Source organism: Achromobacter dolens, from assembly GCF_902859745.1.
Classification (GTDB): domain Bacteria; phylum Pseudomonadota; class Gammaproteobacteria; order Burkholderiales; family Burkholderiaceae_B; genus Achromobacter; species Achromobacter dolens.
This window is the reverse complement of record NZ_CADIJW010000002.1, coordinates 64,169-86,653: the sequence shown is the minus strand read 5'-3', so window position 1 is coordinate 86,653 and position 22,485 is coordinate 64,169. Positions and strand designations below refer to the sequence as shown.

The window sequence follows — 22,485 nt, the reverse complement described above, 5'->3', positions numbered from 1 at the left end:
GCCATGACTGAAACAGCCCGCATCACCGTCAGTCCCGAATCCGCGCTGATCGACGTGCCGCGCGAGATCCGCATCGACGGCTTTCCCGCCTACGCCTTCGTCACCGTCACGGCCCGCATGTCGATGAGCGGCGTGCCGTGGCGCTCGCAGGCGGTGTTCTTGGCCGGCCACGACGGCAGCCTGGACCTGGCGCGCGATTGCCCGGTGTCCGGCAGCTATGCCGAGCCGTCCGCCATGGGGCTGGTGTGGTCGATGACCTGCGAGGAGATGGACCGGGTGGTGTTTCCGCCCGATCGCACCGAGCCGCTGGCGATCGACCTGCACGCCACCGACGGCCAGCGTGAGGCTACCGCGCGGCTGGTGCAGACCTTCGTGGCCGAGGGCGTCACGCATCGCGCGGTGCGCGAGCAGGTCGGCGGCATGACGCTGTCGGGCGAACTCTACACGCCCGCCGGCCCCGGCCCGCACCCGCTGGTGATCTACATGAACGGCTCGTCCGGCGGCGTCAACGCGCCGCGCGCGGCGCTGTTCGCGGCCCGCGGCTACCAGTGCCTGGCGCTGGCCATCTTCAACTACGATGGCCGGCCCAAGTACCTGAACGACATGCCGCTGGAATACTTCGAGCAGGCGCTGCGCTGGGCCCGCGCCGAGCTCAAGCCGCGCGATGGTTTCGTGGCGCTGTCCGGCATCAGCCGCGGCGGCGAGACCTCATTGCTCGTGGCGTCGCACTATCCCGACCTGGTGAGCGCGGTGGTGGCCTACGTGCCGTCGCCGGTGACGCATGGCGTGGTCAGCGCCGGCGAGCCGGGCACGGGACGCAATGCGCAGGTCTGGCGCAAGGGCGGCGAACCCTTGCCGCACCTGTGGCAGGACAACCCCAGCGCCGATTGGGAGGCGGCCTACGCCTCGGATCCGCCCTATCGGCAGACCCATGCGTTCCTGAGCGCCAGCCGCGATGCCGCCGCGTTCGAACGCGCCCGCATCCCGGTGGAACGCTATCCCGGCCCGGTGCTGCTGGTGAGCGCGTCGGACGACGGCTTCTGGCCCAGCACCGCGTATTCCGAGATCGTCATGCGCCAGCGCGAGGCGCACGGGCTGCCCACGTCGCATTACGTCTGCAAGGGGGCGGGGCATCACGTGCACTATCCGTGCCTGCCGGCCACGCTGATCAGCAAGCCGCACGCCATGTCCGGCCTGTTGCTGGACGCGGGCGGCACGCCGCCGGCCAACGCTGCCGGCAATGAGGGATCCTATCGCGCGGTGCTGGCCTTCCTGGCGCGCGCGACCGGGCAAGGCCAGTAACGCGCACGGCCCCGACCGGAGAGGCCGGCGGGGCCGTGGGGCGCGGGCTGGCGCATGCGCCGGCCCGCGGGCGTTCCAGAAGATCATGCCTCGGCGGCGGCTTCCTCGGTCGCGGCGACCGGCTGCACCTGGTCGATCAGGCTGGGCCAGGTGTTGATCGACAGCAGGTGGCAATAGACCAGCGGCAGCCAGCCATTGGCGCGCCAGCGCAGGAATTCCGCTTCCGGCAGCTTGTTGAACTTGGCTTCGTCGATCACCTTGAAGCCGGACATGGCCAGGCGCTGGCCGTCGGCCAGGGTGATGTCGGCGCGGTTCTCGATCAGCAGGTCGGCGTCGGCCAGGGCGCGCGCGAATTCCAGCGTGTAGGCGTGCTGGTTCTGGTAGTCGCGGCAGAATTCCAGGGCGCTGCGGGCCAGCGCGGTCGGCTCGCCGGCCTCGTCGAAGAACGGGTTGTCACGGCCTTCGACCACCGAGGCGGCCTTCTCGTCGACGCACAGCGTGTACTGGCTGCGGTCTTCGTTCTCCATGAAGATGAAGGGATAGCGGCGCACGTAGGCCGGGATGTAGGTGCCGGGGCGCCATTGGCCCTGCGCGTCGACGAACAGGTTTTCCTGGCCGCGCACGCCCAGCACCGCGACCGGCGTGGGCTGTTCGCCATCGGTGAAGACGATGGGGAAGTGGCGGCACGCGGTCGGCAGCTCGGTGGCGACCAGCGGCACCGCGTTGGTCCTGGCGGCGTAGGCGAAGCCGGTGTTGCCGGCCAGCGACAGGTTGGCGTGCGCGCCGGCGGCGAGCGGACGGGGTTGCTCGTAGAAGAGGGGAAGCGAGGTTTGCGTCGTCATGGTGTCTGGTCAGAGAGTACGGGATTGGATGTCGGTGTCGCGGCGCGCGTCGTCGGCGGCGCCTTCGACGGCGGGGCGTTGTGGGTTGCCGCCCGGGGTTTGCAGCACCGGGTGGTTGCCGGTCGGCACGGTCAAGACCGCATTGTCGCCGGAAGGCAGTTGCCAGGAAAAGGCCGAGGCCACCGTCAGCACCTGCGGATCGGCGAAGGCGCCCAGCACGTCGGGGCCGAAGCCCTTGGACGGCACGGTGCCCTGGAACAGCGGGTTGGCGGTGGGCGTGCTGGGGATCACCGAGCGCGGGGCCGTGACCGCCGCCAGGCGGTCGATCACGTCCGTCTGGCCCCAGGCGGCGCCGTTCATGAAGTACGGCGCGCCGGCCAGCGAGCTGCGGATCGTGGTGGCGGCCATGGAGCCGGTCTTGCCGCCGATCGCGCCCCACATGTCGGCGGAGCCGGCGTTCTGCACGGTCAGCCCGGCCACGTTCAGCTTGTGGCTCGGATCCGCGTCGTTCAGGCCGATGCGCAGCGCGCCCACGCCGGAGGCCAGCGTCAGCGAGGTCTGCGGGCCGCTCAGGCCGATGGCGGTGATGTCGCCGTTGGTCTGGATGACCGCGTTGCCGCCTTGCAGCTTCGCCGGCGCGCCCAGGTTGATGGGGCCCTGCGTCACCAGCAATTGCGCCGGCAGCGTCAGCCCGGCGCCGCCGGTCTGGGTGAAGCCGGTGGCGGCCTTCACGGTGCTGCCCGCGCCAAAGGACGTGGTGCCGGTCGGGCTGGTATTGGCGATGCGGATCGAACCCGTGTCGGCGGTGACGTTCTTGCCAAATGACAGCGTGCCGCCCGAAATGTCGATGCCGTCCGGGCCGGAGGCGCGCACCGCGCCGTTGTAGCTGGCGGACTTGGCCTCCAACTGCTGCACACGGTAGGCGCTGACGTCGCCGTTGAACACGATGGTGTCGACGGCGCGCAGGGTCAGCGAACCCAGGCCGGTGGCGTCGCCCGCGACCTGGATGTTCTTGCCGGCGTTGACGTTCAGGTTGTTGCCGTTGCCGCCATCCAGCTTGCTGCCCAGGATCACCGAGCCGGTGTCGCTGGTCAGGTCGCGGTCGCCCTTCAGCGTCACGGCGCCGTTGTAGACCTGGTCGCCGGTGGTGTGCGTCTTGCCGCCGCCCAGGGTGGTGGCGCCCGTGACGGCCACGCTGCGCAGCGGCGTGGTGGCGCCGACGTCGCCCTGGATATCGGCGTTGCCGACGATGACCAGGCCTTGCTGGCCCGGCTGGGTGCCGTCGACGCCGGCCTTGAGCTGCACGTTGGCGCCGGTCAGGGTGGTGTCCACGCCGCTCAGGATGACGTGCTGGCCGTATTGCTGCGTGCCGGTGGTGTCCACCGAGCCGCCGTTGATCAGCACGTCGCCATTGCCGCCGGTCTGCACCGAGGCGGCGCGCACCGGGCCGTCCAGCACGATGTCGCCGGCGGCGCTGACCTTCAGGTCGCCCAGGCGCGAGCCCTGGCCGACCGGGCCGGAGAAGGTCACTTCGCCTTGGTTGGCGACGACCGTCAGGCCGTGGCCGCCATCGACCGCGCGGTCGAAGCCGATGTCGCCCTGGCGGCTGGTCACCGAGACGTTGCCGCCCACGGTCACATTGCCCTGGTACGACTGTTCGCCGTCGGTGACGATGCTGCCGGCGCCCAGCGTGGCGTTGCCCGTGACCGTCAGGCTGGCCAGCGGATCATTGGCGCCCAGCGGTCCCTTGAGCACGGCATTGCCGTCGATGGTCAGGTCGTGCTTGCCGTCGCCGCCGCCCAGCAGGCTGACGGTGCTGCCCTTGAGCACGGTGTCGGTGCTGAACACGGCGCGTTCGCCATAGGACTGCGTGCCGGTGGTGTCGATCAGGCCGCCGTTGATGGCCAAGGTGCCGCCCGCGTCGGTGTTGACCGACGCGGCGTACACGGCCTTCTCGAAGGTGGTGGCGCCGTTGCTGTTGACGGCCAGGGCGCCCAGGCGGCCCGTGGCGGCGTCGCCGACCTGTTCGGCAAAGCGCACGTCGCCGCTGCCGCTGCTGACCGTCAGGCCGCTGCCGTTGCCGCTGGTGACCGTATCGTTGAAGGTCACCTTGGCGTCGGCGGTGCTCAGTTGCGCATTGCCGGACAGTTCGACCTTGCCCAGGTAGGACTGTTCGCCCACCGTCTTGAGCGGGCCGCCGCCGAGCGTCGCGTCGCCGTCGACGGTCAGATAGGCCAGGCGGCCATTGGCGCCGGCGCCCACCGGGCCGTTGATCGTGGCCGGACCTTCGATGGTCAGGCCCTGGCCCTCGTCGGTCGAGTTCGCGCCGCCGGCCAGGGTGACGCTGGCGCCCTTGAGCGTGACGTTGCCGCCCAGCGTGACCAGCTCGCCGAATCGCATGACGCCAGTGGTGTCGACGCGCTCTCCCGTGATGGTCACGGCGCCCGGGTCGTCGGTCTGCACCGATGCCGCGTAGACCGAACCATTGAAGGCGGTCGTGCCGGCCGTGTCGACCGTCAGGCTGCCCAGGCGTTGCGTGGCGCTGCCGACCGCGTCGAAGCTGACGTCGCCGCCGGCCGTGGACACGACGTGCAGGTCATGCGTGCCGTCCAGCGCGCCGTCGAAGGCCACGCCGCCGGTGGTGGTGCTCAGCGTGTGATCGCCGCTCAGCGTCACGGCGCCCTTGTAGCGCTGGTTGCCGGTGGTGGCGATGCTGCCCGCATTGAGCGTGGCGGCGCCGTCCAGCGTCAGGCTGGCCAGCTTGGTGGTGGCGCCGATGGCGCCGGTCAGCAGGGCCGTGCCGTCGATTTCCAGCGCATGGGCGCCGTCGGCGCCGTTGGCCAGGGTGACGGTGGTGCCGGTCAGCACCGCATCGTCGCCCAGCGTCACGTGGCCGACGTAGGTCTGCGTGCCGCTGGTGGTGACGCTGCCGCCGTTGATGGCCGTGTCGCCGGTGCCCGCCTGGTTGAGCGAGGCGATGTCGACCGCGCCGCCGTAGGTGGTGGTGCCGCTGCTGGTGACGGTCAGCGCGTTGGCGCCCGACACGGCGCCCGTGAAGGCGACCGCGCCGCTGCCGGTGGTCACGCTCACGGTGCTGGCCAGCGTGGTGGCGCCGTCGACGCCGAAGGCGCCGTTGGCGGTGGTGTACGCGCCGCGCAGCGTGGTGGCGCCGTTGTACTGCTGAGCGCCGGTGGTGGCGACCTGGCGCAGGTCGATGTTGTTGCCGGTGATGGTCAGGCTGGCCAGGTTGGAGGCATTGCCGCCCAGCGTGACGTCGCCGTCGTCGGCCACGATCACGGCCTGCTGCGCGCCGCCGTTCAGCGCGCCCGAGAGGGCGACGCCGCCGTTGGCGCCGTTGGCCGTCAGGGTGCGCTTGCCGCCGGCCAGCGTGGCGTTGCCGGTGATGCCGATGGCGCTGCCGGTCAGGTCGCCGTTGAGGGTGACGTTGCCGGTGTAGGTCTGGCTGCCGCTGGTGTTGGCGGCGGCCATGGCGATGGCCGCGCCGCTCACGGACAGGTCATGCACGTCGGCGCTGGCGATGTCGTGGCTGACGGTGACGTTGCCGGCGGTGGAGGCCAGCGCGACGTCGCCGCGGTTGCCGGCCGACAGGCCGACCGTGCTCGCCAGGTTGCCGGCGGAGGCAATGCCGATGTTGCCGTCGGCCGTCGCGACGCGGCCCAGCGTCAACGGACCGGAGGCGTCCACATAGATGTCGCCGCTGCCCAGCACGTTGGCCTTGAGATTGCGGGCCGACGTGGTGAAGTGGTCGGCCTGGGTGCCGATGCCGGTCTTGCTGGTCAGGTCCAGGCTGTTGGCCATGAGGGTGTTGTCCAGCCCCAGCAGCGAGCCCTCGGCGGCGCTCAGGATCACGGTGCCGCTGGCGGCGCCGGCGTTGACGATGCCGATCTCGACATCGCCGTGCTGCGAGGTCAGCGCGATGGTGCGGTTGCTGCCGACGGCGGTGGCCGAGGCGTTCAGCGAGCCGGTGGCCGTGGCGCTGATGTCGCCGTTGGCGGCGCTCAGCGACGCGTCGAGCGCGCCGGTGTTGGTCAGCGTCAGGTTGGCCGGCGTGCTGGTGCCGGTCAGGCTGGCCCCGATGGTGCGGGCCTCGGTCGCCAGCGTGGTGTTGCCGCCCGCGGCGCCGCTGCTGAAATTCAGCGTGGTGCCCTTGACGTTGATCGTGCGCGGCGTGGCGCCGGCGGCCACCACGTCCTGCGTGCCCTTGAGCGTGATGGTGCCGTTGGCCTGCACGCCGGCGCTGGCCAGCGTCAGCTTGCCGCCCGAGGACAGCAGCAGGTTGGCGGCGGTGTTCGACATGCCGCCGCTGGCGTCCAGGTCGCCGGCCGTGGTCAGGTAGACCGAGCTGATGGCGCCGCTCTGCTGGATGTTGCCGCTGTTGGCGCTGAGGGCCCGCGTGCCGATGTTGTTGACCACGATGACCGCGCCGTCGGCGGCGGTCGACAGGTTGCCCAGGGCGCCGAGGTTGGTGCGCAGCGCGATGCCGCCCGAGCCATTGCCCGGGTAGGCGGCCGAGCCGATGCTGCCGCCGGCGACGGCTGTCAGCGTGTTGCCCAGGACCAGGTTGTTGGCCACCGCGCCCAGGATGGAGCCGGCCGCATTCAGGCTGATGTCGCCGCCCGCCGAGGCGTCGATCGTGTTCACCGACAGGTCGCCGCTGGTGGTGGCGATCGAGATGTTGTTGCTGGCCGAGCCGTTGCGGCTGATGGCGCTGGTGACCAGGGTGGGGCCGGCGGTGGTGATACCGATCGCGCCGTTCTGGGTGATGACCGACGCCAGCGTGGTGCCGGCCGCGCGGTTGTCGTTCAGGTAGATCGAGCCCGCGCCGGTGACTTCGGCGGTGATGTTGGCGGCGGTCGTCTGCAGGTTGTCGGGCGAGCCGGCGGCGCCGCCGATGCCCGCGCCGGCCTTGAGCACAACGTTGTTGCCGATGATGCGCGTGGAGTCCTCGCGGTCGTCGACGATGGTGCTGCCCGTCTTGCTGAAGTCGATGTTGACGCTGCCGGCGCCGGCGTCGATGTTGCCGGCCACCAACTGGCTGTTGGCGCCGTTGCCGGTGATCTTGATCGCGCCATTGGACGAGATCGCGTTGGCGATCTGCAGATTGCCGGCGGCGGCGATGTCGATGATGTTGCCCGACAGGTAGGAGTAGACGGAGTTGTTGTCCGCCGCCAGGTACATGCCGCCGCTGGTGGTGGCTTCGACGCGCTGGCCGGTCGCGTTGATGCGGCCGTTGCTGGCGCCGATGGCGTTGGCGGCGTTGAGCGCCACGCCGTAGGCCTTGACGGTGGCGCCGGCCGCGTCGGCCAGGATCGAACCGTTCTCGGCGTTGAGCGTGACCTGGCCGTGGTTGGCGCCGGCCTGCACGTTCTTGACCGTGATGTTGCCCGAGGTGGTCTTGACCGAGATGTCGTTGCCGGTGGCGTCGGTGCCAGAGGTGACGCTGGTCAGCGCCAGGCTGCCGTTGCCGGTGATGCGCGTCTCGCCATTGGCGACCGAGGTCGTCAGGCCGCCCAGCAGGTTGCCGCTGCTCTCCAGGTAGAGCGAGCCGTCGCCGGTGACGGTGGCCGACACCGGGCTGTTGGGCGCGGCGATCTTGATGGCCGCGTCGCGCGTGCCGATACCGTTCTGCGCCGTCAGCGTGATGGCGCCGGCGCCCGCGCCCGAGAGCGTGCCGCCGCCGTACAGGATGCTGCCGGTCTGGGCGTTCAGGGTCAGGGCGTTGCCAGTGCCGTAGCTGACCGTGCCGACCAGGATGTCGCCGGTGGTGGTGGTGACCGACAGGTCGCCGCCCGCACGCAGGTTGCCCAGGTTGATCGAACCGGTCTGCTTGAGCCAGATGCCGCCCGAGGCGGTGGCGGCGATGTTCTTGACCTGGGTGTTCAGGGCCAGGCTGGACGAGCCGATGGTGTTGGGCGTGTCGCCCGACCCGGTGGACAGCGTCAGGTCGCCGGCGACGATCTTGGAGGACGCGTTCATGCCCTGGATCGAACCGCCGGTGTAGTAGTACGGGTTGGTCGACAGTGTGACCGAGCCATTCTGGGTGACGTCGATGTCGTGCACGTTGATCGCGCCCACGGCCTGGTACGTGAAGTTCAGGCCGGTCGTGTCGCGCACGATGGTCAGCGCGGTGACGTTGCCGGTGTCGGCGCCGCTGAACGTCAGGTTCTGGGCGTCGATGGTCAGGAAGCCGGCGCTGCCCAGGTTCGAGCCCTGCGCGTTGTTGCGGATGATGGTCAGGTCGGACAGGTCGGCCAGGTTGTCGACGTAGATGCTGCCCGGCGTGGCCATCGTCAGCTTGCCGGTGTTCAGGTGCAGGCGCGCCGAGTTGGACGCGCCAATCGTCGCGGCCGTGCCGTAGTTGGCCGTCAGGTTGACGCTCTTGCCGGTGACCAGGTTGCTGTTGTTGATGCCGGTGATGCTGCCGCGCGCGGTCGACAGGGTGACGGCGCCGTCGGTGGACGTGACGGTGCCCACGGTCAGGTTGCGGCCGTTGCTGCCGGTGTCGGCGGCCAGCGTGATGTCGCCGGCCGCGGTAACCGAGGTTGCCTGCAGGCCATAGGTCTCGTTCAGCGCGATGCTGCCATCGGCGCGGTCGGTCTTGGTGGCGCTGAGCGTGACCGTGGTGGTGCCGCCGTTCAGGGCATTGGTGCGGATGGCGCTCTTGTTGCCGATCGAGCCGTTGGCCGTCAGGTTGACGGTGGTGGCGTTGTTGATCGTGCCGCTCAGGATCGAGCCGCCCGTGTTGTTGACCGAGAAGGCGTTGCCATTGGTGTTGACCGTGCCCAGCTCGATGTCGCCGAGGGTGTTGCCCACCGAGCTGGCGCCGGTCGAGGTCAGGCTCGGCAGGCTGGTGTTGCCTTCCACCGTGATGAACGCGCCGCCGTTGTCGGCGCGGCCGCTCAGCGTGCTGACGCGGGTGTCGATGGCGTTGCCGGTGCCGGCGGCGCCGATGGCGTTGGCCGCCGTCAGGGTCAGGCCGGCCGCGTCGATCTTGCTGTTGGCGTCGCCGTCGCCCAGCAGCGAGCCGCCGCGCGAGTACAGCGCCACGTTGTCGTAGCCGACATTGATCGCGCCCACGGTGATATTGCGGTCGCTGGTCACGCTCAGGTTCAGGCCGCCCGCGTCCTCGACCTTGGTCAGGACCAGGCCGGCGCTGCTGCCGCTGCCGCCGTCCGTGGCCTCGAACACGATGTTGCCGCCGTCGCGGGTGGGCGAGGTGATGCCGTAGCTGCGGGCGCTGTTGCCGGTGGAATACAGCGTCAGCGCGTCGATGTGGCGGTCGGAGTCGATGTAGACGTCGCCGGCGTTCTGGATGTTCACCAGCGGCGCCGACAGGTTGATCTCGCGGCCCACGGCGCCGATGGCGCCCGAGCCCTGGGTGGTGATCTGCACCGACGCGGCGGTGACGCGCTGGCTGTCGTCGGCGCTGCCCAGGATGCTGTTGTTGCTCGACAGGCGCACCGTGCCGTTCTGGGTGGTGTCGATGATGCCGATGTCCTGGCCGACGTTGCTCGACAGCATCAGGTTCAGCCCGGTGTTGTCGCGCACCTCGTTGACCTGCAGGCGGCTGCCATCGTGGGCCACGTCGAACAGCAGTTCGTTGGACAGGATCTGGTAGGTGGCCGCCGACGAGCCGGTGGCGTACAGCGACAGGCTGGCCAGGTCGCGGTCGTTGTCCAGGTAGACGTGGCTGCCGGCGGTCAGGTACAGCTCGCCGGTGGTGGTGTGGATCGAGCCCGAGTTGTCGCCCGACGCCACGCCGATCTGGCCGCTGGCGCCCAGCGTGACCACGTCGCCGGTGATGTGCGAGGTCGGCGTCAGGTTCAGGATGTGGGCGCCCGAGCCAAAGGCGCCCAGGCTCACGGTGTTGGCCGGGCCGACGTCGACGTTGCCGACGTACAGCGTGCGGTCGCCGTTGAACGAGAAGTTCAGGCCGGTCAGGTCGCTGACCTCGGTCATCGTGTAGACGCCGGCGTCGGTGACGTTGAACGTCAGGCCCTTGGCCGCCACCTGCACCACGTTGTCCACGGCGCTGTTGGCGTGGTTGGCGGTGATGTTCAGCGAGAACAGGTCGCTGGCGTTGTTGACGTACAGGTTGCCGCCCGACTGCGTGGTCAGTTGGCGGGTGTCGGTCTGCATCGCGTTGCCGGCGGCGCCGATCGACTGCGTGGCGGTCAGCGTCAGGACCGGCGTGACGAAGCGGCCGGCGCCCTGCGTGATCGAGCCGTTGGTCACGTTGACCTGGGCCGAGCTGGTGGCGCTGTTGTCCAGCAGCGTCAGGTTCTTGTTGTTCGACACCCACAGGCTGCCGCGGACATTGGACGAGAGCGAGTCGACGCTGACGAACAGCGGCTGGTTGGTGGCGTAGGTGCCCGTGACCGAACCGGCGTTCAGGGTCAGCGCGCCGGTGGTGATGTTGGGCGAGCTGGCGCTGGAGCTGTTGCCATAGATGGTGCCGTTGCTCGCCAGCGTCACCGAGCCGCCGGCGGCGGTGCTGACGTTGTTGACCGTCAGCGCGCGGTCCGACGAGATCGACAGCGCCAGGTTGCCCGTATTGGTGATGTTGTTGAGCGTCAGGCCGGCGACGCCGGTGGAGTCGCTCAGCGAGAACGCCGTCATGCCGCTGGCGCTGATGTTGTACGTGTTATTGATCGAACCGCTGCTGCTGTTGTGGTTGGCCGTCAGCGACAGCGCGGTCAGCGCCTTGTTGTTGGCGACGGACACGTTGCCGGCCGAGGCGATCGACAGGTTGGACGCGCTGGTCTGCGCCGAGACGCTGCCGTTGGTGCCGAGCGCGCTCAGGCTGACGTTGTTGCCGGTGATCAGGCCCGAGCCGCCGATGGTCGGGGCCAGGTCGGTATTGGCGTAGCGCGAGGTCAGCGACACCGAGCCGCTGCCGGTGTTGATGGCGTTGGCGGTGATGGCGGTGTCGGTATTGATCGTCAGCGCGGCGCCGCTCATGCTGGCGCCGATCGACAGATTGGTGCCGCCGCCGATCGTCAGCGACTGGCTGCCCAGGTTGCCGAAGGCGTAGCTGTTGGTGTCGAAGTTGGCGCTGCTGCCGGCGTCGCGGCGCGACAGGTACAGGTTCAGGCTGTTCAGCGCCAGCCCGCCGTTGTTCAGGTTGATGTCGCCGTTGTTGGTGATGGCCAGGTTGCTGGTGCTCAGGCGCAGCGCGCGGCTGCCGGCGCCGATGGCGCCGGTGTTGGCGTCGCGCGCGGTGTAGCTGTCCGAGCCGGTGGCGGACAGCGTGACGCTGCCGGCCGTGATGCGCCCGGTGCCGCCATCGCTGGTGATGCTGGAATAGACGCCGCCGCCGGCGGTGGTCAGGCTGACGGAATTGGTGGCGGTGATGGCGCCGACCTGGATGTTCTTGCGGCCGCTGAAGCTGAAGTCGGTCAGGCCGCCCGTGACCTGCTCCAGGTACTGGGTGGTGCCGTCGTCGCTGAGGGTGATGACCTGGCCGGCGCCGCCGCCGATGGCGAACGTGCTGGCGCTGCCGGCGTTCTTCAGGCTGTTGATGGTCAGGTTGCGCAGCACGGTGTCGCTGCCGACGTACATGTTGTTGCCGGCGGTCAGGCTGAGCGCCGAGGTGCCGCTCAGGGCCAGCGTGCCGCCCGTGATGGACGAGCCGATGGAGCCGTTCGAGCCGGCCGTCAGCGCGACGGTCGCGGCGCGGATGACGCCGGGACTGGCCGGATTGTCGTTGCTGATGTTCTGGGCCGATGCCAGGCTGACCTTGCCGTTGGCGCCCGCGTCGATGTTGCCGACCAGCAGGTTCTTGTTGTTGGCGGTGAAGCCGAAGTCCAGGTTGGTCGAGCTGGCGATGTCCGTCAGGTGGATGCCGAGGCCGTCGTCCGTGAGCGTGAAGGCCGTCAGGTTGGGCGCGGTGATGCCGTACACGCCATTGGCCGTGCCATTGCGCGTGACATTCAATCGCGTCAGGCCGGTGAGGCTGTCCACGGCGATGTTGCCGCCGCTGGTCAGGCTGACGTCGGGCGCCTGCAGCGTCAGCGCCGCGCCGGCCGCGCCGATCGCGCCGCCCGCCGTCAGGGCGATGTTGCTGGCGCGGATCACGGTGGCGGCATCGCCGTCGTCCAGCAGCGAGCCGCCGCTATTGGCCAGCGTGGCCGCGCCGCCGGCGCTCAGGCTGCCGATGGTGGTGGTGCCCGAGGACTGGGTGTAGCCGATCTGGCCGCTGCCGGCCTGCAGGCGCGTCAGCTTGATGTTGCCGGTGGTGCCGTTCAGGTAGATGTCGGTGCCGGCGGTGGCCTGTACGTTGGCCTGGCCCGCCGCGCCCACGCCGACGTAGCGCAGGGTGCCGCCGTACACGCCGCCGATCGTGCCCGCGGCCGACAGCGTGATGTCGTTGGCGCCCGCATAGACCCCGCCGCCGCTGCCGTACAGCGAGCCGTTGGCCACGTTCAGCGTGACGTTGCCGGCGTTGCTGCGCACCGTGCCGGCCAGCAGCGCGTCGCCCTGGCGCAGGTCGATCTGCACGGCGTCGCTGGCGGTGATGTTGTTCAGGGTGACGATGCCGGTGTAATTGGCGTAGCCGGTGGGATTGGGCAACTGGACATAGAAGCCGCCATTGCTCGCCGTGCCGCTCAGGTAGCCGGTCAGCACGTCCAGATAGCCCGTGCCGGTCGCGCCGACCGCCTTGCCGGCGCTCAGGTTGACCGAGTTGGCCAGCAGGCGGGTCTGCTTGTTGCCGTCGTCACGCAGGTCGCCCGCGGCGTTCAGCGTGATGCTGCCGCTGTAGCCGGCGTCGATGCTGCCGACCGTGATGTCGCGGTCGCTGTTGAAGCTGAAGTTGACCCAGTTGCTGTCGCGGACCTCATGGATCGTGTGGCCGCCGACATCGTCGGTGATGTTGAACAGCAGCGACGGCGCGCGCACGTCCAGCGTGTAGCGGTCGTCCACGTCCTTGTGGCGCGCGTACACCGTCAACGAGGTGAGGTCGGCGATGTCGGTGGCGTAGAGGTTGCCGCGCGTGTCCAGCGTCAGGCCCGGCGCGTTGACGGCGACGAAATTGGCGCTGGTGCCGATGTCCTGGGCGGCCCGGAGGCTGACGTTGTTGGCGGTGACGCGCGTGTCGGCGATGCCGTCGTCCAGGATGCTGCCCTGGTTCGATACCAGCGTGATGTTGCTGCCGGCGCGCAGGTTGCCCAGCTTCAGGCTCTGGTCGCCGGTGAACGAGAACTGGCTCAGCAGCGAACTGTAGACCTGGCGCAGCTCATAGGCGTTGCCCAGGTCGTCATTGACGTCGAAATTCAGGAACGGCGCGGCTACCTGGATGGTGTTGCGACGGGCCGGATCGGCGTGCGAATTGGTGATGGCCAGGTAGGTCAGCGTCTTGGCGGGATTGTCGACGTAGATGTCGCCGCCGCTGCCCAGCGTGAGGCTGGTGGTGGCCGTCGTGAGGTGGTCGCTGGCCGTGCCGATGTGTTGCTGGGCTTGCAGGAGGATGCTGCTGCCCGCCAGCGCGCTGTTGGCATTGGCGCGCACGATGCTGCCGCCCTGCGCGTTGAGCGAGAGCGTGCCGGTGCCGGCATCCAGCATGTTGGCGCTCAGGTTCGCCACGCCGGTGACGAAGATGCCGTTATTGGCCTTCAGGTCGTCCAGCAGCACCGAGCCCTGGGCCTGGTTCAGGTAGATGCTGCCGCCAGTGGCGTTCAGCACGCCGGCGGCGGTGCGCAGGTAGGTGCCCGCGGTGCCGACGGTGTAGCTGGTGTTGGCGGCCGGGGCCAGCAGGGTGACGACGTTGCCGGTGATCAGGGAGGCCGACGTGCCGGTGATGCTGCCGGCGCGCGCGGTCAGCGTGACATTGCCGGCGCCCGCGTTGATCTGGCCGGCGGCGATGCTGTTGCCGGTCAGGTTGATGGCGCCGCCGCCGGAGCTGACGTTGTTGGCCGAGACGCTGCCCGCGCCCGTGATCGTGACGGGTCCGCCGTCGGCCTGCGCCTGTGTGATGTTCAGGTTGGCGCTGGAGCTGTCCAGGTAGACGCCGCCCGCGCCCGCGGTGGCGGACAGGGTGCTGGCGTTGGTCTTGAGGGCGCGCGCGGCGTTGCCGATGATGCCCTGCGCGGCCGACAGCGTCAGCGACGAGGTGGAAATGCTGGTGGCGTCGTTGCCGTCGTCGACGATGCTGCCGAGCATCGATGTCAGCGCGGCGGCGCCGCCCGCCTTGATATCGCCCAAGGTCAGCGTGGCGGTGGTCTGGATGGCCAGGTTGCCGGTGGTGTCGATTGCCTTCAGGTTCAGCGAGCCCAGGCCGTTCACATAGATGCCGCCGGTGCCGCTGGTGGCGGTCAACCCCACGGTCTGCATGCGCAGGGCCTGCGCGGACGAACCGATCGCGCCGTTGCGGCCGTCGCTGCCGGCGGCGCTCAGCGTGACCTGGTTGGCGTTCAGCAGGCCGCCGGCCGTGCCGTAGATATGGCCGGCCGTCGACGTCAGCGCCAGCGTGCCGGTGCCCAGGGCCACGTCGCCGACGGTGATGGTGCGGTCGCCGGTGAACGAGAAGTGCAGGGCCGACTGGTTGACGGTGTTGAGTTGGTAGCCGCCGTTGTCCTGCAGCGCGAAGGCCAAGTCCGGCGAGGTCAGCAGGAAGCTGTTGTTGACGCCCGGTTGCGCGTGGCGGCTGGTGATGTCCAGCGACGTCAGGGCCTGGCGGTTGGCCACCGCCAGGTTGCCGCCGGTCGCCAGCGACAGCAGCGCCGTCTGGGTATTGACCGGGGCGGCCAGGTCGCCGATGCTGCCGCCGCTGGCGTCCAGCTTGACGGTGCTGCCCGCCACCACCTGGTTGGCGCCGCCGGTATTGCGGATCGAGCCGGCGCTGGTGCGGATCTGCGCCGCGCCGTTGCCGGCATTGATGACGTTGGCCAGGTTGATGTCGCCGGTGGCGTTCAGCGTGATCGCGCCGCCGCGGCTGGTCAGCTTGCCGATGTTGTCCAGCGTGCTGCCCACGCCCAGCGCTTCCAGCGTGATGGAGCCGCCCTGGGTGCTGATCTCGGTGTTCGAGTTCTCGAAGCGGATGCCACCCGTCTGGGTCGAGCGCATCGTGAAGCTGTGGCCGGCGGTGGTCTTCAGGTTGATCGCGGCCATGTCCGCGACCGTGATCTGGCCGGTGGCTTCCAGCTTGATATTGGTGGTGCCGGCCAGGCTTTCGAGCAGGCCGCGCGACACGGTGTTGTTGGCGGTGTTGGCGTCGCCGCCGTTGATGGTGCCGTCGCCGGCCGCGCCGTCCTGCGAGCCGCCGCCGCTGGCGGAGTCGACGATGCGCAGGTCGGTCGGGTCGATCAGCAGCAGGCCGGTCTTGCCCTTGGGCGCGCGCAGGTCGGCCGATCCGGTCAGGCCGATGTTCTTGTTGCTGGAGACTTCGGCGAAGCCGCCATCGCCGCCTTGCGCGCCGCCGCGCGCCGACAGGCTGCCGGCGAATGCGGTGGCGTCGTTGGACCACATGGTGACGTTGCCGCCGTTGCCGCTGACGAGCGCGTCGGCCTTGAGGGTGGCGCCCGCCGCCACCTTCACGGTCGACGACTTGCCGCTGAACGCGGCCGAGCCGTCGTCAGGCGCGACGCCCTGGCTGCCCAGCGCGATCTCGCCGCCGCCGGCCGCGCCGGACACGTCGATCGCGGCGCCGCGCGCCACGTTGACGTGTTCGCCGGTCACCACCACCTTGCCGCCACGCTCGCCGGCGTTGACGCCGGTGGCCTCGACGGTGCCGGCCACATTGACCGTGCCGGCGTCGCCGCCGGACAGCACGATCTTGCCGTTCTGCGTGCCCACCGCCTTGGCGCTGACGATGCCGTCGGTGTTGACCACGTTGTCGATCACGCCCTTGACCGCGCGCGCCGTCATCAGCACCGTGCCGCCGTCGGCGCGGATCACGCCGTTGTTGGCGACGAGGGCCGAGACCGGCTTGCCATCGGCGTCCTTGGGCAGCTCGCTGACGGCCGAGGTGGCGTCAAAGCTCAGCAGGCCGTCGCCGTGGAAGTCGACCGTGACGGTCTTTGCGCCGGCCAGGGCCACGCGGCCCAGCTTGGCCTCGATCACGCCCGAGTTGCGCACCGCCGGCGCCACCAGCACCGCCAGGCCGCTGTCCTTGATGCTGATCGTGCCTTCGTTCACGATCATGGCATTGGCCTTGGACGAGGGCTGGTCGAACTTGTACTTGCCGGCCAGGAAGTCCTTGTCGCTGATGTTGGCGGTGGTGGCGACCAGTCCGCCCACGTCCACGCGCGCGCCCTTGCCGAACAGCACGCCGTTCGGGTTGACCAGGATCACGTTGCCGTTGGCGTTGAGGCGGCCGAAGATGGCCGACGGATCATTGCCGACCACGCGGTTCAGCGTGACGCTGTTGCTGCCCGGCTGACGGAAATTGACCGTCTCGTTGGCGCCGATGCTGAAACCCTTCCAGTTGATGATCGCCTTGCCGGTCGACTGGTTGATGTCCAGCGTGCCGTTGCCGCGGTCATTGATGGTCGCGCCGCCAGCCACGACGTTGCCGCCGGTGGGGTTGGCGTGGGCGCCGCCGGAGACCAGCGAGCCGATCACCATCGCCATGGTGGTGAGCGCGGGCAGGGGCGGGGCCTTCAGGGCCTGGCGGCGGGCGGATTGGGCGAGGATGCGGGATTGACGAGTCATGGTCGGTCGCTTTTCTGTCGCGGATTAGTACTGGGCCGAGAGGCTGAAGAACACGCGGGGATCTTTGTTGCCCTGGGTCAGGACGTCGGAACTCATGGGCTTGGCCACTTCGATCGTGGCGTACAGATTTTTGGTCAGGTTGGCGCGCATGCCGGCGCCGTAGGAGGACAGCTTGGCGCGCGTGAGCGGCGCGCTTTCGCTGCGCGACCAGATGTGGCCGCCGTCCACGAACGTGTAGACGTGCGCGCCGCTGGGCAGGAAGCGGTCGGTGGAGATGGCATAGCGCAGTTCCAGCGACGCGGCCACGCCCGAGTCGGCCGACATTTCGCCGTCGTCGTAGCCGCGGCCGAAGTTGGGGCCGCCCAGGGCGAATTCCTCGCTGGCCAGCAGCGGGCTGGCGCTGTACTGGCCGGCGAAGGTGGCCACCAGGCTGAAGCGGTCGGACAACTGCTGCAGGCGGGTCAGTTCGGCGGTGAGCTTGAGGAAGTCCGGGCGGCCCTTGGCGCGCGAGGCCAGCTCGTTGCCTTCCTTGGAGGCGCCCATCGCGTCCAGGCCCTGGTGCACGGTGCCGCGCACGGCGGTGATGCCATTCCAACTGTCGGTGCGGTCATAGCTCAGGCCGGCGCGCAGCACGCGCAGGCGGTCGCGCGTGAAGGGGGTTTCGACAATGTCGGTGGCGACGTTGCGCACGTCGAGCATGCCGAAGGCGCGCAGGTTCTCCAGGCGCGACCGGATCAGCGGATGGGTGACGGTGGCCGAATAGGCCTGCACGTCGCTGGCGACGTTCAACGGAGCCAGTTCGCGCCCCGGCTCGCTCTTGGCGTAGCTGGCGGCCACGTCGACCGTCGTGCCGCTGTCGGACACCAGCATGTTGTAGTTGGCGCCCACGGCCTTGCTGCGGTAGGCCGGGAAGCCCACGCGGCCGGTCAGGGTGAGACTGTCGGCGCGGCCGCCGAACGAGTTCAGCGTGACCTGGCCGGTCATTTCGCTCCAGCCCAGGTAGGGCGAGGCGCGGTTGTCGATGCCCAGGCGCGCGTCGACCGCCTTGCGTTCGCTGCGCACCACCAGCACCGAGCCGCCCACTTCCGTGGGCGAGGCTTCCAGCGAGGCGCGCACGGTCAGGCCGTTCAGGTCGTTGGCGAGCAGCAACTGGCGCTCGACTTCCGCCACGTTGATGGGACGAACGCCGCGCAGGCGCTGCACCAGCTTCTCGACCGCCGCCTGCGCCGGGCCGATGTCGCCGTCATATTTGACGTCGGCGATGTAGCCCTCGACCACCATGATGCGGAAGCGGCCGTCATCGATGGTCTGCGCCGGCACGATCACGCGCGTGGTGACGTAGCCGTCGTTGCGGTAGCGCAGCTCGATCTCGTTGGCCACCTTGAAGGCGTCCGCGACGGTGATCGTCTTGCCGACCAGCCCCTGGTAGAGCGGGCGCAGCGAATCGGCCGGGTAGCGGGTCACGCCTTCCACGCGCATGTCGGTCAGCGTGAAGGTCAGCTTGTCGGCGCCGGCGGGCGCTTCCGTGGCGCCGCCTTGCTGCACCGTCACCGGCGGTGCGGCGGGGGCGCTTTCCGGCAGGACGGGTTGCGGCAACTGGCGGCCGGGTTCGGCGCCTGACGGCAGGCGCAACTGCACGTTCTGGGCGGCAACCGGCCCGGCGGCGAGCGCCAGCACCACGGCGGCAAAGCCGGCGCGTAGGGAGAAAGGGGGCTGGCGGAGGACGGCGGGGCGGGGTTGGGCTGGACGGCGCATGGATACGTAAGTGATGATTCGTTACAATCAGAATTAAACGAAGCTATTTGATATATTTCGTAAACATCAATAAACGGAATTTCTAAAGTTCTTTACAACTCCCCGACACTGCGGGATTCTTGGCCGGGCAATGGCATCCTTGCGGATGCGTCAGAAGAGGGAGCGTGCCGGCGTGGTGTCCAGGTGTCGTCGGGATGTGGTCATCGCGAGGCGTTGCGGTGGTTCGGGTCGACGAAGAACCCACCCTTCCGGCAGATTGCTCAATGTAACAAACACTATCATGTGTGAATAATGATTGCGATTGAGAGGTTTGCCGGAATGCACGGCACGTTTGCCAAAAGGAAAAATATTCACAAACCCGGCACGGTTTCGTCGCTTGTTACCAACGCGCCCCTGCCTCGGCATGAAAGAATGCGCGGCATGAATGACGCCGCTTCCCATCCGCTTATCCCGGGCCAGCTTGCCGGCTTGCGCGTGCTGGTCGTCGAGGACCGGCCCGAGGACCGCATGCTGCTGGTGGATTTCCTGACCAGCCAGGACTGCCGGGTCTACGTGGCCGAGGATGGCAACGACGGCTACCGCAAAGCGCAACTGGTGCAGCCGGACATCATCCTGATGGACGTGAACATGCCGGGCTGCGACGGCCTGGCGGCCTGCCGGCTGCTGAAGGCCGATCAGGCCACGCGCGCCATTCCGATCATTTTCCTGACCGCTGCCGCCCTGCCGGCCGAGCGGGTGGCGGGGCTGTCGGCGGGCGCGGTCGATTACGTCGCCAAGCCGTTCGATTTCGAGGAAGTGCGCCTGCGCCTGCTGATACATCTGCGGGTGGCGCCCGTGCTGGCCGCGACGCCGCCCGCCAAGCCGGCCGAGGACGGGGCGTCGTCCGCCGCCACCGGCGCGTCGCTCGACGGCGTGCTGTTCCGCGCCGCGCGCAAGCTGCTGCGCGAACGGCTCGACCACACGCCCGAGCTGGTGGCCCTGGCCCAGGCGCTGGGCACCAACGCCCGTCGGTTGAACCAGGCTTTCCGCCGCTGCGCGGGCACCACCGTGTTCGAGTTCCTGCGCGAAGAGCGCATGCGCGAGGCGCGCCGCCTGCTGTGCGAGACCGGCCTGGACATCCAGGCCATTTCGCAGGCGGTGGGGTATGGCAACCGCGGCAATTTTTCCACCGCTTTCCGCGAGCGTTTCGGCATGGCGCCCACCGCCTTGCGCCAGGAGCAGGATCCCCATGCCTGACCGTCGCCTGGGCTGGCTGGCCTGGTTGCTGTGGCTGGCCCTGTCCTGCCTGAGCCTGCCCGCGCGCGGGCAGGATGCCCAGCCCGTGATCGATCTGAGCACCGTGGGCGGCACCCTGCCGCTGGTCGGCGAGCTGCGGGGCATCGAGGACAAGGCCGGCGATCAGAATGCCAGCCAGGTCCTGGACGGCGCCTGGCAGCCGGTGACCGCCCGCTGGCTCAACCGGGGATATTCCGCCTCGGCGTTCTGGCTCAGGCTGGAGGTCAGCAATACCTCCGACCGCGCCCAGGAGCGCTGGCTTTCGTTCGGCGTGCCGCGGCTGGAGGACGTGCGCTTCTATCTGTTCGCGCCGGGGCAGCGGCAGCCTTCCGGCATTCTGCTGGCGGGCAACCGCGAGCCGCTGGCGCGGCGCGAGGTGCCGGCCACGGTGTCCGTGGTGCCGCTGCGGCTCGAACCGGGCCAGCGCATGACGGTGCTGGTGCGGGTGCAGAGCCGTTCGGCCATCAGCATGGAGCCCACCCTGCGCACGCCCGCGGCCTTCGTCGGCGTGACCCAGCGCAACACCATGGTGGTGGCGCTGCTGATCGGCGCGCTCATGATGGTGGGCCTGTATGCCGGGGTGCTGGGCGCGGCCCAGCGCGATCCGGTCTACCTGCTGCTGTCCTGCGCCATCTTCGTCGAAATCCTCTACAGCCTGTCGTTCCAGGGGCTGCTGTATCGGTATGTATTGACCGGCGGCGGCGAACTGGTGCTGCGCGCGCCCAGCGTCCTGGCGACGTTGGCGGCGTCGCTGTTCGGGCTGATGGCGATGCTGTTCGCCGACCTGCATCGGGTGCGCATCTGGCGCCGGGTCTATCTGGCGCTGATCGCCGCGGGCGTGGCCGGCGCGGTCTGGGCCGCGCTGGGCGACTACCGCGAAGCGGCGCAGGCGCTGATCGGGCTGATCTTCCTGTGGGCGCTGGTATGGCTGGTGTCCATGGCGGACGGCTGGCGCCGCGGCCATGCCAATGCGCGCATCTTCCTGCTGTCGTTTGCGATCTATTGTTCCTGCCTGTTCCTGCGCGTGGCCTATATCCAGGGCCTGCTGCCGGGCCGCTGGATCGGCGGGCCGGAAGTCGCCTGGGATCTGCTGTCTGTGTCGCTGATGCTGGCCGTGCTGCTGCATGGCCGTTCGCGCCAGCATCGCCAGGAACGGCTGGCGGCCCAGCGCGAACTGGCGCAGGCGCGCGAACGCGAACACCAGCGACTGGATCAGGCCGTCACCGAGCGCACCCAGGCGCTGCAGGCGGCATTGATCCTGGCCGACGAGGCCGGCCGCGTGCGCCAGGACTTCCTGGCGCGCATCAGCCACGACCTGCGCACGCCGCTGACCTCGATCATCGGCTTCGCCGACCTGATCCAGGCCGGCGGCCGCGACGACGCGCCGCGCGGCGCCGTCATCCGCCGCAGCGCCGACCACATGCTGGGCATGGTGAACGACCTGATCGACTACGCCGCCGGCGCGGACGGCCAGGCCTTGCGCCTGGCGCCCGAGTACGTGCACGCCTTGCTCGACACCGTGGCCAAGGAATCCGCGCCGATCGCGGCGCGACAGGACAACCGTTTCGAGCTGCGGGTGGCGGACGCGCTGCCGGCCGTGCTGGAGATGGACGGCAAGCGAGTGCGGCAGGTGCTGTCCAATCTCATCGACAATGCCGCCAAGTTCACGCGCGGCGGCGTGCTGACACTGACGGCGGACTATGCCGCTCCAGGCGCGGGCGAAGCCACGGGCTGGTTGACGCTGTCGGTGCGCGATACCGGGTGCGGCATCGCGCCCGCGGACCGGCAGCACATCTTCGAACCGTTCCAGCGGCTGGGCGCGGCCGAGAGCCAGCCCGGCGTCGGGCTAGGCCTGGCCATCGTCCAGCAATGGGTGCAGCGCATGAATGGCCGCATCCACGTCGACAGCGAAGTCGGCCAGGGCACCACCATCAGCGTGTCGCTGCCGGTCAGGCAGGTGGACGAATCGGGCGTGTCGCATCACTACATCGCCGCCGCGGCGCATGTGCTGCCCCAGCTCGACGGATCCGGGCGTCGCATCTGGCTGGCCGAGGACACGCCGGAAATCCGCGAGTTCCTGGTCGAGGAACTGGCCAGCCTGGGCTTCCAGGTGGAAAGCGAGGCGGACGGCCGCGGCATGGTGGCGCGCATCCAGGCCGATAACGCGCGCCGGCCCGACCTGATCCTGACCGATCACCGCATGGAAGGCGCCGACGGCTCGGCCGTGCTGCGCGCGGCCCGCGCGCGCTGGCCGGACCTGCCGGTGGTGGCGGTATCTGCCACGCCGCAGGAGACCGCGGCCCTGGACGGCGTTGGCTATGACGCCAGCCTGCTCAAGCCCATCAATCTGGTTGAGCTGCGCCACTTGCTGGGCCGGCTGCTGCATCTGCCGATGCCTTCGACGGCCGGCGAGCCGGCCCCGGCGCCGTCGCCGATGCCGCGCCTGTCGCGCGCCGAACTGGAACAGGTGCGGCGCCTGCTGGACATCGGCGGCATTTCGGACCTGATGGATTGGGCGCGCGCCGTGCAGGCGCGCGATCCGGCCTTTACGGATTTCAGCCAGCAGGTGCAGCGCCTGGCGCGGCTGGGCGATCTCGCGGCCATCGGCGAGCTGTGCGAGCGCATGCCGGTGGCGTGAGCC

6 protein-coding genes are annotated in these 22,485 nt (G+C 69.4%); 3 read left to right on the top strand and 3 right to left on the bottom strand.

Translation table 11 applies throughout. The annotated features are described in order from the left end of the window. Positions 1 to 3: 3 nt before the first annotated feature. Complete coding sequence (locus HV783_RS02645; protein ID WP_175188658.1) at positions 4 to 1,302, top strand: alpha/beta fold hydrolase; 1,299 nt, start codon at positions 4 to 6, stop codon at positions 1,300 to 1,302. A gap of 83 nt (positions 1,303 to 1,385) precedes the next feature. On the opposite strand, the gene HV783_RS02640 is transcribed toward HV783_RS02645, so the two are convergent. From HV783_RS02640 to HV783_RS02630, 3 genes are read right to left on the bottom strand one after another with little or no spacing between them, the layout of a single operon-like run. After that, entirely contained in the window at positions 1,386 to 2,144 is a 759-nt protein-coding gene (locus HV783_RS02640; RefSeq protein WP_054502231.1) for a SapC family protein, read from the bottom strand. Positions 2,145 to 2,153: 9 nt separating this feature from the next. Further along, positions 2,154 to 16,814: a filamentous hemagglutinin N-terminal domain-containing protein gene (locus HV783_RS02635; protein WP_175188657.1), complete on the bottom strand. Its 14,661-nt coding sequence runs from the start codon at positions 16,812 to 16,814 to the stop codon at positions 2,154 to 2,156. A gap of 24 nt (positions 16,815 to 16,838) precedes the next feature. After that, complete coding sequence (locus tag HV783_RS02630) at positions 16,839 to 18,494, bottom strand: ShlB/FhaC/HecB family hemolysin secretion/activation protein (protein ID WP_175188656.1); 1,656 nt, start codon at positions 18,492 to 18,494, stop codon at positions 16,839 to 16,841. A gap of 486 nt (positions 18,495 to 18,980) precedes the next feature. Between HV783_RS02630 and HV783_RS02625 the strand changes: the two genes are divergently transcribed. Both HV783_RS02625 and HV783_RS02620 read left to right on the top strand, forming a co-directional pair. Then, positions 18,981 to 19,805, top strand: a complete 825-nt coding sequence (locus HV783_RS02625; protein WP_081273577.1) for a response regulator transcription factor — start codon at positions 18,981 to 18,983, stop codon at positions 19,803 to 19,805. Further along, positions 19,798 to 22,482, top strand: a complete 2,685-nt coding sequence (locus HV783_RS02620) for a hybrid sensor histidine kinase/response regulator (RefSeq protein WP_175188655.1) — start codon at positions 19,798 to 19,800, stop codon at positions 22,480 to 22,482. The genes HV783_RS02625 and HV783_RS02620 overlap by 8 nt, the downstream gene beginning before the upstream one ends. The last annotated feature ends 3 nt before the right edge of the window (positions 22,483 to 22,485 follow it).